The 15,811-nt window shown below is 34.5% G+C and carries 16 protein-coding genes; 6 read left to right on the top strand and 10 right to left on the bottom strand.

The window, feature by feature from the left end:
* Positions 1–68 precede the first annotated feature (68 nt).
* The 3 genes from BW724_RS10385 to BW724_RS10375 all read right to left on the bottom strand — a co-directional run bounded on the left by BW724_RS10385 (position 69) and on the right by BW724_RS10375 (position 2,564).
* Entirely contained in the window at positions 69–509 is a 441-nt protein-coding gene (locus BW724_RS10385; protein WP_088075156.1) for a hypothetical protein, read from the bottom strand.
* A gap of 61 nt (positions 510–570) precedes the next feature.
* A complete protein-coding gene (locus tag BW724_RS10380) occupies positions 571–1,455 on the bottom strand; it encodes a patatin-like phospholipase family protein (protein WP_088077837.1) in 885 nt (294 codons plus the stop codon).
* 257 nt (positions 1,456–1,712) lie between these two features.
* Complete coding sequence (locus BW724_RS10375) at positions 1,713–2,564, bottom strand: DegV family protein (protein WP_088075155.1); 852 nt, start codon at positions 2,562–2,564, stop codon at positions 1,713–1,715.
* Positions 2,565–2,881: 317 nt separating this feature from the next.
* Here BW724_RS10375 and BW724_RS10370 point away from each other — a divergent pair, with 317 nt between their 5' ends.
* Together BW724_RS10370 and BW724_RS10365 are read left to right on the top strand one after the other, a co-directional pair.
* The gene (locus BW724_RS10370; protein WP_088075154.1) at positions 2,882–3,532 is read left to right on the top strand and encodes a deoxynucleoside kinase; all 651 of its coding nucleotides are present in this window, start codon (positions 2,882–2,884) and stop codon (positions 3,530–3,532) included.
* 22 nt (positions 3,533–3,554) lie between these two features.
* Entirely contained in the window at positions 3,555–4,265 is a 711-nt protein-coding gene (locus BW724_RS10365; protein ID WP_088075153.1) for a deoxynucleoside kinase, read from the top strand.
* An 82-nt stretch (positions 4,266–4,347) separates the two neighbouring features.
* On the opposite strand, the gene tatC is transcribed toward BW724_RS10365, so the two are convergent.
* Together tatC and tatA are read right to left on the bottom strand one after the other, a co-directional pair.
* On the bottom strand, positions 4,348–5,070 hold the full coding sequence (tatC, locus tag BW724_RS10360) for a twin-arginine translocase subunit TatC (RefSeq protein WP_088075152.1): 723 nt from the start codon (positions 5,068–5,070) through the stop codon (positions 4,348–4,350).
* A 102-nt stretch (positions 5,071–5,172) separates the two neighbouring features.
* On the bottom strand, positions 5,173–5,346 hold the full coding sequence (gene tatA, locus BW724_RS10355; protein ID WP_088075151.1) for a twin-arginine translocase TatA/TatE family subunit: 174 nt from the start codon (positions 5,344–5,346) through the stop codon (positions 5,173–5,175).
* A gap of 280 nt (positions 5,347–5,626) precedes the next feature.
* Between tatA and BW724_RS10350 the strand changes: the two genes are divergently transcribed.
* Positions 5,627–6,529, top strand: coding sequence for a diacylglycerol/lipid kinase family protein (locus BW724_RS10350; protein ID WP_176371371.1), 903 nt, complete (start codon positions 5,627–5,629; stop codon positions 6,527–6,529).
* Between the two features lie 104 nt (positions 6,530–6,633).
* Here BW724_RS10350 and ltrA read toward each other — a convergent pair whose 3' ends face one another.
* Positions 6,634–7,917, bottom strand: a complete 1,284-nt coding sequence (gene ltrA, locus BW724_RS10345) for a group II intron reverse transcriptase/maturase (RefSeq protein ID WP_088075149.1) — start codon at positions 7,915–7,917, stop codon at positions 6,634–6,636.
* Positions 7,918–8,423: 506 nt separating this feature from the next.
* Complete coding sequence (locus BW724_RS10340) at positions 8,424–9,185, bottom strand: NRDE family protein (RefSeq protein WP_088075148.1); 762 nt, start codon at positions 9,183–9,185, stop codon at positions 8,424–8,426.
* A 316-nt stretch (positions 9,186–9,501) separates the two neighbouring features.
* Between BW724_RS10340 and BW724_RS10335 the strand changes: the two genes are divergently transcribed.
* Positions 9,502–10,503, top strand: a complete 1,002-nt coding sequence (locus BW724_RS10335) for a toxic anion resistance protein (RefSeq protein WP_088077835.1) — start codon at positions 9,502–9,504, stop codon at positions 10,501–10,503.
* A gap of 18 nt (positions 10,504–10,521) precedes the next feature.
* On the top strand, positions 10,522–11,442 hold the full coding sequence (locus BW724_RS10330) for a hypothetical protein (protein ID WP_088075147.1): 921 nt from the start codon (positions 10,522–10,524) through the stop codon (positions 11,440–11,442).
* A gap of 49 nt (positions 11,443–11,491) precedes the next feature.
* Here BW724_RS10330 and BW724_RS10325 read toward each other — a convergent pair whose 3' ends face one another.
* From BW724_RS10325 to sigI, 3 genes are all read right to left on the bottom strand, one after another.
* Positions 11,492–12,496: a DUF5667 domain-containing protein gene (locus tag BW724_RS10325; RefSeq protein WP_088075146.1), complete on the bottom strand. Its 1,005-nt coding sequence runs from the start codon at positions 12,494–12,496 to the stop codon at positions 11,492–11,494.
* Positions 12,497–12,615: 119 nt separating this feature from the next.
* Positions 12,616–13,782 carry an anti-sigma factor domain-containing protein gene (locus BW724_RS10320; protein ID WP_176371370.1) on the bottom strand — a complete coding sequence of 389 codons (1,167 nt, stop codon included), beginning with the start codon at positions 13,780–13,782 and terminating at the stop codon, positions 12,616–12,618.
* Positions 13,779–14,519, bottom strand: a complete 741-nt coding sequence (gene sigI / locus BW724_RS10315; RefSeq protein ID WP_088075144.1) for an RNA polymerase sigma-I factor — start codon at positions 14,517–14,519, stop codon at positions 13,779–13,781. Before sigI ends, BW724_RS10320 begins: the two co-directional genes overlap by 4 nt.
* A 209-nt stretch (positions 14,520–14,728) precedes the next feature.
* On the opposite strand from sigI, the gene BW724_RS10310 reads away from it, so the two are divergent.
* Positions 14,729–15,685: an MBL fold metallo-hydrolase gene (locus BW724_RS10310; protein WP_088075143.1), complete on the top strand. Its 957-nt coding sequence runs from the start codon at positions 14,729–14,731 to the stop codon at positions 15,683–15,685.
* The last annotated feature ends 126 nt before the right edge of the window (positions 15,686–15,811 follow it).

Genomic DNA, 15,811 nt, shown 5'->3' with positions numbered 1-15,811 from the left:
TGATACCACTTTTTTTACATTAAGAAAAACAATTGAAATTCTCAATTGCTTTTGGTTGTGCCCTTATACTATTTTTTTAGCCATACATATAGGAACTGATACAGGCCATATATCAACAAAAAAACACCTAATACGATTGAGAATAAGAGAAGGGACGTTGACTCATCTCCTGTAACCCATCCTACCTTATGGTATATACTTTCCATATCGTGATATCCAGAGTATCCGTAATAAACAATTAAAAACCCGATAAAAGCAATGATAATTGGAATGATAATATGTTTGTTGCTTTGATGTTTTTTTTCACCGCCTACATTATCTTCTGATTCCGTCCTAATATTCTCTTCCTGTCTCCTATGCTGAACTTTCTTGTCTCTACTTAGTAATAGTATGATGAGAAACGCTACTGCCAGTGAGAATACTAAATAGATAATAGATCTTGACACAAGACTTATAAATGCGAAAAACAATAACAAGATTAATATACGGTAACTTTTACTACGATTCACAAAAACACCTCACTACGTTCAATAGAAAAAGGAATAAACACTTTTAAGTAGTTCTAATCAGTTATCCATTAGTCAATGAACTTTTCTCCATCTCCACTTCTAAAAAATCTTTTATTTCATCAAATCTACTTTTCGCCTGATTATATCCATGTAGATAAAGGTTATTTAGTCGGTCTCTTTTTTTTTCCATTCTAGTTACTTTCATGAGATTATCAGGACGGAAGACTAGTGCCTTTCCTTCTTTTTCTAATTCAAGGACCCTTTGAATTTGGGCATTATAAATGTTTGAACGTTTTTCAATAATATCAAGAAGGCCACCATACTCGGCATATCTTCGCCGATAAACCCACTTCCCACGTTTTAAAGGTTTTTTTACGTAACCTTCACACTGTGTTAATATCACAACATGCTTTTCATTACCATCTTTAATTGATTTATTAATTGGAATTGGGTCACTTATTCCACCATCCAAAAGTGAGCGTCCTTCGTACTCGATAATTGGAGCAATCATTGGTAAAGAAGAAGAAGCCCTTAACACTTTGTTTATCTCATCATTAACTTCATTCTTTTCATAGTAGATTGTTTCACCAGTTTTACAATCCGTTGTTCCTATATAGAATGTCTGATTTGAATCAAAGAAAGTTTTGTAGTCAAATACATTATTTTTATTTGGTATTTCATCAAAAATAAAATCCATATTAAAAAGCTCTCCATTTGTAAAAAAGCGCTTGAAAGATAAATAATTAGGGTGGCCTGCATAATCAACTGTTACTGCTTTGTTTCTTCCATTTTGTTTTGATATATAAGAAGCTGCATTACAAGCACCAGCAGACACAGCAATAACATAGGGAAAATGAAGACCCTTTTCTAGAAAAAACTCTAGTATGCCTCCTGTATAAACGCCTCTCATTCCACCGCCTTCAAGTACTAAGCCAACATCTTTCACAGACCATTCCTCCTTATTACCTATTCTATTATTGTAACGAATAAGTTCACTTTCAACAATTTTTATATTTAACTCCCCCACGTCCTGTGGGCAACGGTGTAATGTCGGCAACCTGCCTCCTGCATCTGTGGGGTCTTACCCCTGCCTTTTATCCCCGTCGGAACGAGCATAAACATCAACAGAGCTAAGTACAACATTATCCTTTATTATAAATTTAAAAAGGACCTCAGTATTGGTTATACTGAGGTCCTTATCAATCATTCTTGGTCTGTATAATACATTAACGCTAATGCACCTGGTCCTGTGTGAGTACTAATAATAGGAGTTGTATCTACTATAGTGAATTCATTGAAATCTTTTACTTCTTTTAAAGCGTCCCTTACTTGATTAGCAAGGCCTTTAGCTTCCACTTGCGCGATACCAATACCCTTAATAATTTTTCCTGACGCTTCTTCTTCTAGCTTCTTTTTAAAGAAATTAATCATTTGAACGTATGTGCGTACTTTTGTTACAGGGGTATAGACACCGTCATCTAAAGAAGCTATTGGCTTTATCTTTAACAATGAGCCAACAAGAGCACGTCCTCTACCGATTCTTCCACCCTTAACCAAATATTCTAATGTGTCTACCATAATATATAATGATGTATGTTTTTTAATTTTTTCCACCTTTGCGAGAATCTCCTCAACAGAGGCTCCTTCATTCGCCATTTTAGCTGCTTCCTTCACTTGAAAGCTAAGGGCCAATGAAATGAATGTGGAATCAACAACTGTCACATTACTATCTGTCATATCAGCAGCAGTTTTTGCGGATGCATATGTCCCACTCATTCCACTTGTCATATGTATGGAAATAATTGAACTACCATCTTTACCTAACTCATCATACTTTTCCACAAATGATCCTACTGAAGGCTGAGAACTTTGTGGAATCTCGTCTGAATTAACTAGCATACCTACATATTCAGAAGAAGTAATATCAACTCCATCAAGGTATGACTTACCATTTACAGTTACGGAGAGAGGAACTACTGTAACCCCTAATGCTTGCATCTCTTCTTTAGGAAGATCAACAGTGGAATCTGTTACTATTTTAACTTTATTATTCACGTAAACACCCCTTTAATAAATCGTGCTCCGTTACCATCATACTATAATAGCTTGTACTTGTTAAGAATTCTTTCCACTTCAGTATTTGATTATCCACTTATAAAATTTATTTACCCAAATCTTTTTCATTTAAAACCCGTTTCTTTCTCGACAAAATATGATAAAATTAGTTTTACTGTCTACAAATTTCTACTACCTTGAAAATATAAATCTAATATTACATTTGGTATTCGTTACAATCCAATAGCATACTTCTAAAACACATAAATAAATGAACTACACACATCACGAGTTATACATAGAAAGGAGGGAGAGTTTTGAGTCAACAATATGATGCCCCATTTATCGCCGTAGAGGGTCCCATTGGTGTGGGTAAAACTTCCCTTGCTACCCGATTAGGTGAACATTTTAACTATCCTATTCTTAAAGAAATCGTAGATGAAAATCCATTTTTAACTAAGTTTTATGAAGACATACAAGAATGGAGTTTTCAAACGGAAATGTTCTTTTTGTGTAATCGATACAAACAATTAGAAGATACGTATGAAAAATTCCTATCAAAGGGGAAGCCTATAGTTAGTGATTATCATATTTTTAAAAACCTTTTATTTGCTAAGCAAACATTAAAAGAAGATCATTTCCATAAATATGATCGTATCTATCGGATATTAACAAATGATTTACCACGGCCTAATATTATTATTTATTTACATGCAAGTCTCCCTACTTTATTAGACAGAATTGAACTCAGGGGCAGACAAATGGAGCAATCCATTCAACCATATTATTTAAAACAACTTGCGGAGGATTATCAACAGTTTATTAAGGACCACCAGCGAGTATATCCTGATATTCCAATTCTCTCATTTAATGGTGATGAGTTGGATTTTGTTAATAACGATCACCATTATCAAATTATATTAGATCAAGTTAGAGCAGCAATAAAAAAACAAGAATTACTTTTCTAATCATATTGGAGTGGAATATAAAATGAAGCCCGTCGCTCATAAACTACATAAAAATTCATTAATTACTCTTGCTGGTACTGTTGGTGTAGGGAAGTCCTCCCTGACTAAAGCCTTAAGTAATGCGTTAGGTTTTGCGCCTTCTTTTGAAAAAGTTGAAGGTAATCCTTACCTGGAGGATTATTATCATGATTTTAAAGCATGGTCTTTTCATCTACAAATTTATTTTTTAGCTGAGAGATTTAAACAGCAAAAGCAAATGTTCGAAAGTAATCTAGGTTATGTCCAAGATCGAAGTATTTATGAAGATGTTGGTATTTTTGCTAAGATGCAATACGAGAAAGGAAATATGACTGAAAGAGACTATGATACGTATCGATCTTTATTCGAGGCAATGATTATCTCACCATATTTTCCAAAACCAGATGTTTTGATCTTTATTGATGGTGAATTCTCTTCTATTATGAAAAGAATTCATGATCGCGGGAGGGAAATGGAACTGACTACTTCCAAACAATACTGGCTAGATTTGTATAACCGTTATCACGAGTGGATACTTACTTTTAAGGAATGCCCTATTCTTCACTTAGATATTGATGCTTATGATTGTTCTAATCATGCATCAATTGAAAGGATTGTTCGGGCAATTGAAGAGATACAGGCTAATAAAGATCTTCGTTATTTAAAGCTAGACAAAAATTACCTTCACGAAAATAAAGTTTTCTTAAATGGTTGATGAGTTCTGAGCAATCTCGCAACCCAAAAAACAAAAAAATGCCGTCCAAAATTTCAATTTGGTAACGGCATTTTAATTATATCTAATTTTCTTTTTCTCGCTTAATTTTTCGGCGGAATACCACAGAGGATAAACTGATACTAACCTCATATAACAACAATAATGGAATAATTACCAACACATCTGATAAAAAGTCTGGAGGCGATATTAATACGCTTAAAACTACTAATGCAAAATAAGCATATTTTCTGTTTTTTCGCATCCATTCAGGTGATAATATCCCCAAGCTCGTTAGAAACATAACTACTAGCGGCATTTCAAAAAGGATACTGAACGGCACTGTCATCCTTATAACAAATTGAAAGTAGTTATTAGGGGTAAACATTGGGTTAAATAAATCCTCCCCTAATCCCATGAGAAACTGGAATACGATAGGAATAACAACAAAATATCCAAATAAAAGACCACCTATAAATAAGACAAAAGAAGCTGGTATGTACATTAATGTTACTTTTTGTTCTTTTTGAGATAAAGCTGGTTTTACAAAGAGCCATATTTGAAAAATCAGTACTGGAACAGTTAATGCTAATGCAGCAACTCCTGCTATGGAAAAGAATACCCATATAATATCTAATGGACCTAAAATCGTAAGTGTCATATCAAGGTCTTTTACAAACCATTCATATATATCACGAACAAAAATAAAAGAAATAATAAAGAAAAAAATAAATGATGCGAGTGTTATCATAATACGTTTGCGTAATTCATCTAGATGATCAAGAAGATTCATGCTTTGTTCTGACATGAAGAGACGCCCCTTAAAAATGAAAAAGATGTGAGACTAGAGCAACAGCTTCACTGATCAAACAACCCTTGCTGATCTCACACCTATTCCAACGATATATTATTAATCCTTTTGATTTTTCCCTTTATCGTCATCATCAGTTAAATCTTTTGTAGAATTCTTAAATTCCCTTAAAGTCTGGCCCATTGCCTTCCCAATCTCAGGAAGTTTTTTCGGTCCAAATATAATAAGGGCGATGACTAAAATTAGTATTAATCCTGGAACTCCTATGCCCATGTCTTTTCCCCCCTTAAACGACCTATCTAATAGTATCGTTTATTTCTTACTCTTTCATTATAAATCGATGAGAAATGTTTTGCTAGATACATGCGCCATCGTCAACTTATCAACAATTCTTCCACCATTCACATGTTGGACAATAGCATTATACCATTATACATATATAATATGAAACTCTCCTGAAAAAATTATTGTCGATTCTTATATGTTTATCAACCAAAACATAAATATCGGTGATATAATGATAAAAATGATAGCCGAATTAAAGGAGAAGCTCATGTTTATAGTTATTGTAAATTCTTACTCTGGGCAAAGACGTTATAAGAAAGTGATTAAACAACTAGAAAAAAAGCTCAGTGCTCCCTTTTTTCCTTATTTCTCAGATCAGTATCAAGGTGAAGAGCTTTGGATAGAAGTGACAAAAAAGCTCGATAAATATGAAAAACAAATCAATGGAATTATCGTTGTGGGTGGAGATGGTACTCTCCATCAGGTAGTTAATCGCTTTTATACATATCATCTGACATTTGGGCTTATTGCATCAGGTTCAGGAAACGATTTCGGTAGGGCCCTAAAAATTCCTAAAGGGATCTCTAAAGCTATTCAGAGAATCAATGATAACAAAGCACAAAAATATGATTTGTTGGAAGTGAATGGTAAAAAAGTACTTTCTGTTGTAGGCGTTGGTGTCGATGCTGAAACAGCCATTCAATGTCAGACCTCAAAGCTAAAAAAAGTTTTAAATCGTGCATTTATTGGCAGACTTACTTATTTAATAGTACTCTTTCAATGTTTACGTTATTATAAACCAGTAGATTTAGAGGTTATTGATGATAAAAATAACATTCACAAATTTCAGAGAGTATGGCTCATGGCTGGTGGAAATACCACTTTCTATGGGGGCGGAATTCCAATTTGTCCTAATGCAAATCCTCAGGATGGTGTTATTGAATACGTAGTCATTCATCGACTGCCTCTCTATCAGACACTAATCAAAGCATTACCAGCTGTACTTGTAAAAATGCATCCTTCTGTTACCTCCTGTGTGTCAACATTAAGTGGAACAGAATTTAAAATAACTGCGATCAATCATCATACAGCAGTTCAAGGTGACGGAGAAAAAATAGGAAAAACACCTGCACATATTAAAATTTTACCGAAAGCTATTCGAATTTATTAAAATGAATAAGAACACATATCGAGTAGGAGGATAATCATTAGTTGATTATCCGACCTCTCACACCACCGTACGTACGGATCCGTATACGGCGGTTCAATTTTATACTAAGCATGTATTTTGTTGTAATGTTCTACACAAGAGATTAGTCCGAATTTGGCTAATCTCTTATTCGTTATCGTTGTAGTAAGTATCCAAGAGTAGGCTGTACGGGTTACCCCTTTACTTGTATGGCTATATTTGTAGGCATTATATTTGTTCATTCCCAATTTAATTAAGTTTTTCCTGCGATTTTTAGCTGTTTTCCACTTCTTCCAGATGCACATTCGCAGTCTGACTCTTGTATGAGAGTCTATTCCACCTAACAACTTTTTCATATATCCAATCTTGAAGTAATTAATCCACCCTCTTATCACTTGGTTGATGCGTTCAACCTGATACTTCGTATCGATACTCCAATTCTTTCTTGTTAATTGTTTTAGTTTATACTTGAAGTTTTCTACCGACTTTTGGTGTGGTTTCGCTTTGTATATGCCCATTTGATAATCTTTGAAGAAGCCAAATCCTAAGAACTTCATTGAAGGATCATTTGGTCTTGTGACTTTGGTCTTTGTAGTATTGACGATCAAGCCTAACTTTTCATTAATGAACTTCGTTACTGACCTCATTACTCGTTTCGCTGCCATCTCGCTTTTCACCATGATAATGCAATCATCGGCATATCTAACAAAGCGGAGTCCGCGATTTTCAAGTTCCATATCCAATTCGTTAAGCATGATGTTACTAAGTAGTGGAGATAAGTTTCCTCCTTGCGGAGTTCCTATAACTGTTTCTTTGTAATCTTCCTCGATTTGCACACCACTTACTAAGAATTTGCGAATGAGTGAAATGACATCACCATCATCGACTGTTCTTGATACAAGATTTATCAGCCTATCATGATTCACCGTGTCAAAGAAACGTTCTAAGTCTATATCCACAATCCAGTCATGACCATCATTTAAATATTCTAAAGTTTGTAAAATAGCCATCTCGGCATATCGCTTAGGCCTAAATCCGTAGCTATATTCACTAAACTTCTTATCAAATATAGGTGTGAGAATTTGTGCTAGCGCTTGTTGGATTACCCTATCCTTGACCGTCGGTATACCTAAGAGTCTAACCCCTCCATTCGGTTTAGGGATTTCCACTCTTAATACGGGGGAAGGTTGATATTTTCTTTGGCGAATTTGAGAAATGAGTTCCTCTTTATTTAACGCCATATAACCCCCTAATTCTTCAACAGTCATTCCATCTACACCAGCTGCACCTTTGTTCTTTTTCACCTGTTTGAATGCCCTATTGAGATTGTCTCTGTCCAAAATTCTGTCGAGTAGCTTTCTTTCATACATGCTTTGTTATTTCCTTTCTGTCTCGTAAAGTCGGTATCCACTTTTCCGCTTTTATGCCAGTGGTCTATTTCCTCTTCCAATCGAGAGTTCTATAACGATAAAATTGTTCAGCCCTTCGCTCCTTCTAACTTTCGTTAGCTATCTTCACTACTACGGCTTCTGCTGACTTCTCACTATCCAGCCTTGTATCACTACAAGGTTTTGGTGTAGACAAGTGAGATCTCCCCAGCTAAGGTGCGAACTCTTTCCCTCCACCTATCTGCCATATATACACCGTATGATAATTGTAGCTATTGGATTTTAACTTCTTTTGCAGTCTTGTCCTCATACGTTGCCTCCTATATGATTTCTGTTCGTCAGACCGGAGGTTTGCCTCGAGCTTCCTTCAGATTCCACGTCACCGTGGACACCCTTGCTTTTAGCTGTGTACTTACCGCTACAAGGTCGTACTTGGGACTTTCACCCATTAGAGTTCGCCCATGCTGGGCGAACAAAACGAGGCTGGACTATTCTGTCCCAGCCTTTTCTAGTTTAAATGTAAATCTACTTTCTCTCTTTGGGACAAAACTTCTCTCGATAAATGTACATATTTTATTTTTATCTACTAAAATCACAGTACTAGACCGCGTACCGTAGTTCTGACTTTTAATAAATATAGATGATAAAGTCCGTTCCATGCTCAATCCAACCCCCGTATTTGGAAGTGTATCGTCTGAATAAATAACTTCATCTGTTAATAACTTAAATAGTTCATCCTCCAAAGAAGCAGGATTAGTAGTATTCATTGCCCCCATTAATCCTTTTTTTAACTTCTCTGTCTTAGGCCAAGTTGGACTCAGCGCAGGTGCATTGCTCAAAACATGTATTCCATTATTCAGTTCTTGTGTATTGGAATGATAATTTGATAAGTAATGAAGAGATTTAAAGTTCCCATAAATTAGGTTGAATCCATCATATAGATTTAAGTCTTTATCAAGTTTTCTATCATCTGTCGAATGAAGCAAATAGTTTTTCACTAGCATACCCCTTGAATAATTACTGCTATCATAACTCCCATCACGTACATTCGTTAATGCAGCAAACCTTCCCTCCTTCGTTATTCCCAACCATGTCCCTCCTCGGACGAGATCTCTTCCTGCAAGTAAGGACGGGCTTTCTGGCCAAAAATGAGCGGTTGCAGTATCACGGTCGTAAAATTCATCCCTATTTGCAACTAAGATAAAAGGGTATTTAGGGTGAATATTTATAGCAACACCAAGAATGCACACTAATAATCACTCCTTCAAAAGATGTGTCTTAACATGAATATATTACATGATGATAATGGACACAATACATAAATTGTGTATTTTTATTATATGATTAGGTGATTTACATTAAATAACTCCTTATTCCCCTTAGTTTTAAAACCTTTTGTTGTTTCGGTAAAACAGGAATTGTATAATTTAGTTAATGAAATGATATGAAACTTATTTAGGGGATATCACGTATATACAAGCATAGAACGTACAACGATCCTCACACAGGGAGGTTTTTATATTGACAAACGAACATTCTTCACAACTAACCAATCATAATCAGGGTATTGAAAAACAAGAAAAAGCTCGTGAGTTTGTCGAGCAAATTCGTTCGGACAAAGATCTAAATAAAATATTAGAATCTTTAGGACGTATTGGTTCAGAAGAACAACTGAAGGCTGGAGAATCACTGGAAGCCCTAAAGCGTCCAGTAAGTGAGATGATGAATGACCCAAATCAAGATCTACCTGACCAACTTACTAAGTTGAAGGATATTGTAGCTGAGTTAGAACCGAATTATTTAAATGAAGGAAAATTTAAACAATTTTTAAGTAAACTCGTTCGTAAAAGCCCTATTGAAAAATATGCAAAAAAATATCAGACCATTGAAACAGAAGTAGAAACCATTATCGGTGCCCTTCTTAATGGAAAGGACAGACTACAAGAAGATAATGTAATGCTTCATCAATTAAAAGACGTGGCTAGAGAGCGTATTATTGGACTAAATGAACAGATTGAGATAGGAAAACAGCTAAATATTATGTTAGAAGAAGAACTCCAGAAGGATGAGTGGAAGGGTGATCCTTCACCAATACAAAAGGGTCAGCAAAAAGTTTTATCCAGAGTAAAAAATATGCAACAGGCAGTATTAGTACTACAACAATCACTAGCTTCTGTTGATATAATCGTTGAAAATAATGATAAATTAGAAGAAGCTATCTTTAATGCAATTACAATGACTAAAAATATTATTACAGTCACTGCATCAATTCAATTAGCCCTTGGCAATCAGAAAAAAGTTATTGACGCTGTTAAAAACGTTAATGAATCGACGGAAGCTATGCTTCTTTCAAATGCACAGCTTCTAAAATCTAATACTGAGGAGACTTTAAAAACTCTTGAAGAACCAGCAATTGCAATGGAAACATTTAAAAAAGCATATGAAGATGTATATGCAGCCATTGAAATGACTGAGCAATCAAATTCTCGAATTATCGAGTCTAGTAAGCAGTTCATCACTGAGATGGACCAGTTAAACGAACAAATGGAGCGGAAGCTATTGAATTAACGGATAAGAGGTGACGTCATGAGCTGGCGTGAGCAAGAAACAGAAAGAAAGTGGTATGAAGCTTTTCTTCCAAATTATTTAAAGCCATTAAGAGATCCTCAAATAGAAACAACATACACGAAAGAAATGATTAATGAGGCAGTAGAGTTTTTATCAGATCTCTCTTCTTTATCAGAACTGCCTAGACTTAACAAAACTTTTAAGCGTAATATAAAGGGTCATTTGTTCAAGGTGAAAATAAAACCAAAAAAACTACATCTTGAATTATTGGATACAAAAAAATCCTCTGATCCAATTAAGAAGCGCGTCTATATTACTACTTATCGAAAGCAGTATAAAATGGAACAGGGTATGGGAAAGTGCATCGATTCAACGATTTATTATCAAGTTAATAATAAAACTGTGGTAAGAAGTATTAAAAAACATCATTTATTCCTAACATTATTTTTTCAACTTCATAAACTTGATGTTTCACTATCTGGTGGTAATTTGGATGAAATTACTGTAGACCAGGCGCTAGGACCAGGTCCAGATATTGAACAGAACAATACTCATGAGGAAGAAAAGCAAAAAATAATTCACCAATCAAATGAGCTATTAAAAAAATATAAAAAAATAGATACGGAAATTAGTCTATTAATACAAAACATACAAGCAATTATTCAAGAGTGTTTAAAAGATATACATTTATTAAATTTTGAAGAAAAACATCATGTGAAGCGGATGATTAATAATGACCTACCTAATTTGATGGAAACCTACAAAAGTTTGTCTCATGAACAACAACTTGAAAAACATGAAGATGTTCTAGAAAGCCTTCGCACTATGCACACTTATATGGAGGGTCTCCAGAAAGATGTGCAGTCTTCCAGAATGGATCGAATGGAGCATCTATTACGTTTAAACCGTGTAAGATATTCTGAAGAAGAATCCAAATAAGAAAAAAGCCAGCATGAATCATTGCGATTCTGCTGACTTTTTTCTTATATTAATTATTACCTTTACCCTTGTTTTTACCATTGTTTCCTCGCCCTACACCTTTGTTACCCCTATCTTTACTCGAGTTGCCTTTTTCAACATTCCCATTTCCATTACCTTTGCCACGTATATTATTCTTATTACCCTTTTCTTTTCCATTATTCTTATTATTATTTATTACTGCTTCCTTATTCGTTGAATTCTTCTCTGAACGCAGGCTAATGACAGTTTCTTCGGACTGTCCTATTGATGTACTTGCTACCACTGATTCATCAATATCAGTCTCATCTTTTCTATCAAAAACTTGATTACCATTCTCTACTGAATTAACTTCAAGATCTTCTGTACCTTCCATTATCCCGAAAAATAAAGCTGGATCTATATTTCTTTTAGAAAGTTTTCTCTCAATGTTTCTTTTTAATGCAGATACAGCATTAGGGTTTTCAATTTTTTCTGCATTTTCCCATAAACTGATGACTGCTTGAGGAAATGTGTGTAGTTCTTTGTCATCAAGATTCTCTTTCATGTTATCTTCTATTACGAGATCTGAATTATCATTGACTGTATCTAGTGCTTCATGAGATTCGTATACTGGATCATCAACAATAACAACTACCCTTTCCTCATTGAAGTTGTTAGACATTACATATTGATGAATTGCGTCCTCAAGTAGTCCTTCAGCTTCATTAAAGTAGCCTGCTTCTACTAACGTTTGGGCAGCCTTTAACCGTTCTTGCGCAAATTGAGCAAGCAATAAGGCTTTACTGTAATCGCTAAAGGCTAATTTCATTTGTAAATCTTCAAGTGCTGTATTTACAAAGTAAAAAAAGTTTCCTGGTAGATGATTCTGTATTTGTTTTACCTCTTCCTCAGTAAGTTCACCCGATTCAAAAAGCTCTGATAGATCAGCTGATGGTACTTCTCCATTTTCCGCCAATCCCCATGTTGGTACCAATGTGAACAATAATCCTATTAGAATAATGGATATTAATGCTTTTCTTAATTTGCTTTTCATTTTTTTCACCTCTAATATTTTTCTCATACATAAGTTTCGGTGAAAAAAATTATTTAAGAGGATAAAAAAATAAATATATGGTCAAACATGTAAATTGGGCCAAATGGATTATATAACAATTATCTATTGGAATTATTCCCCTTTTTTCCAGGAGGACCTTCTTTATTACCTTTGTTTGAATTACCTTTTCCATTATTGCCTGCATTTTCGTTACGTTTACTATTACCTTTACTACCGTTACGATTTTTATTGTCTCCTTTTAATTCAGAAGGATGTTTATCACCTTTGATGTCTTTTGAATTACCTCTGCCTGGGTTATTAGTTGAAGGGTGTTTTTCGTCTCTTGCCTGCCCAGGAGGTACAAATTCATCTTTATTTTTTGCAGGAGGAACGACTCTAGTTGGCTCCTCTTCCTCCTTTACTTCATCGTCTTTTTCACTAGTAATGAAAGTGTCTTCCTCAATTGTAGAAACTTCTTCATTTTGAGTATCCGCTTGTATTTTTTCAGAACTTTCTTTACGACTCACGATTAGTTTATCTGATGAAACTATTTTTTCTAATTCCAGACCAGAATTTTTTTCGATATCTTGAATAGCTGTAGAGCTTAACTCTAAATAATCCAGGTCAATACCACTCTTTTTGGCCTGTTCAAGCAGCATGTATTTAGCAGGTGACAATGATAATTCTTTGGCTTGTTGAAAAATATCATTATCTACTGTAAGGGAGATAAAGTTTACTGAAAATTGATCTTGCATATTCATAATCCACTGGTCATAATCTTCGCCCCATAACTCCTTATTAAAATAGGAAAATGGAGATGATATATATACGTAGTTTTCTTCTGTTAAGTAGCCTAATTCCTTTCCTTCTTCAATAACAAGACTTGTTGCTTGATTTAAAGTCTTACCTTGAAGTTCTTCTTCCATATGAGCAAGTATATCCTTACCTTTACTATTAAATCCCTTTACTCCTATAACGTCATAATGCTTATCTACTGATATCTCAATACTTGGATTCATATCGATCATAACTGTCCCATAAACTTTATCACTATTAAGAAAGGGCATCATAGATATGAAAAATGCAAAAAATAAGATTGCAGCTGCGGGAATACTGTATGTCTTATTTATATTTCGTGTTGTAAAATGTACACCTGAAAAGGGAGAGTACGTAACTTCTTCTCCTACCTGTATATTTGACTGAAGTTTAGCTTTCTCAAATTCACCATCATTTGTCATTACAATCATGAAACGCCGATGCTTCTCCATTACGATTCCTTGTTTCACCCTAACCATCCCCTTAAATAATCCTGCAAATACTTGAAGTCCTCTAGTAAAATGATACATAATGCAATAATATATTTTCTGTTTCGTTCAATCGTTTTTCTACTCATAGTGATGTTGGTAGTTAATTGTTTCATAGGCAATCGTTTCTTTTCTATAAGATATAATTTGAATTCATCATTGTTTACTACTGTTTTAGCTATATCAAGCATATTTTCCCTTGCATCTTTATGCTTTGGCGATTGTTTGGATACTTCAGCTAAACTAATTCCATATTGGCTTAATGTTTTTTGCAGTAAAATAATCTCTTCTCTTCTTGCTTCACTTTCAAGCTGTACCTCGTATTTTCTCACAGCAGCATGTACCTCTGCTACATTTTCCATATTTTCTTTATCATCTTCTGTATAATCTATTGATAATGTCACCCGCCTTCTTTGTTCATAGCGGATGTAATCAATTACTCTTCTCTTTACTACTAAACTTGCAAACGCTAAAAAAGAATGTCCCTTCTCTGGCGAATACTGATGGATAGCTTCATTAAAAGCCATAAGGGCAATACTGTATTCATCATCATCAGTAGTCAGGTACTTTTTACAAACCTTCGACGTCGTTTTCCGGATGAATGGGATATATTGTTCAATAAAATTATTCCTTTCTGACTCATCACCGGCTTGAATTTGAGCAACAACATCTTCAACGGAACTGTTTTTTTGCTCTCTGCTCAACAAGCGTTTTAACATGTTGAGAAACACCTCACTATCTATCTTTATATTTATTCGATTATTTTAGATTGTATATGGGGGCCATTATATATATTAACGCTATTTTTTCTAATGAGGAGGTGTCCTTTTTCCTATATAATAATTACATTTTAATGATAAGTGGTTTACATTTTATTAATGTTTCACTACAATGATGACAAACAAGCTTTCCAAAGGAGTGGAAAACGTTGTCCCAATGCCCTCTAGAGATTAATAAGAATACATTTCTAATTGATGGACTTGATTTAAATACAAACGAAAGGACCGGGTCATATGTACTAGATGAAAGAGGTTCAGGTGGCGAAGTAACAATTATTGAAACTGGACCAAGTATATCTGTACAACAAATTATAAAAGGTTTAGAGAGACTTAATATACCTCTTAATGATGTTAAACATATTATAGTCACTCATATTCATTTAGACCACGCAGGAGGAGCCGGACTACTATTAGAATCATGTCCTAATGCAAATGTACTTGTTCATCCACGTGGTCTGAGGCATTTACATAATCCATCACGCTTAATACAAGGAGCAAAGGCTGTCTATGGTGACGCTTTTGATGACTTGTTTAACCCTATTGTTCCTATAGAAAATAATAAACTGCGAGAAATGAATCATCTTGAAGAACTTCAGATTGGTCCTAATCGGAAATTATTGTTTTTACACACACCTGGACATGCAAAGCATCACTTTACCATACATGATTCATTGACCAACATATGTTATACAGGCGATACGATTGGAATATGTTATCAAGAACTATATAGAAACAAAATAAACTTTTATTTACCTTCTACTTCACCAAATCAATTTGACCCTGATGAAATGCTTCAATCAGTAGACTTAATCGAGTCACTTCATCCAGAGTATATTGCTTTTGGACACTATGGTGTTTCAACTGAGCCAGCTGCTGTATTTGAACAAATTAGATATTGGGTACCTATATTTGTTAGTGAAGGCAGAAAAGTATTTGACAATGGTGATGATTGGGGAATATTGAAGGACAATTTATTTCATAGAATACAGAATTACTTGCAGCAATTAGGCATAGAATCTACTTCTAACATATATGAATCCATCCAATTAGATATCACAATAAGTGCAATGGGCATCATTGATTATTTGCAAAGAACACAGAAATAGTTTATAAACATACAATGTAGATATATTTTCCTCTACATAATTCAAAGTTTCATGGTGTTTGTATAGAAGATTATATATTATAATGGAATTAACTTTCCAGAATAGAACAACATCAAAGTGGGGATG

Origin of the sequence: Litchfieldia alkalitelluris, from assembly GCF_002153425.1 — a bacterium.
Lineage (GTDB): Bacteria > Bacillota > Bacilli > Bacillales > Salisediminibacteriaceae > Evansella > Evansella alkalicola.
Note: the sequence above shows the minus strand (reverse complement) of the source record. Positions and strands in the feature narration are given on the sequence as shown.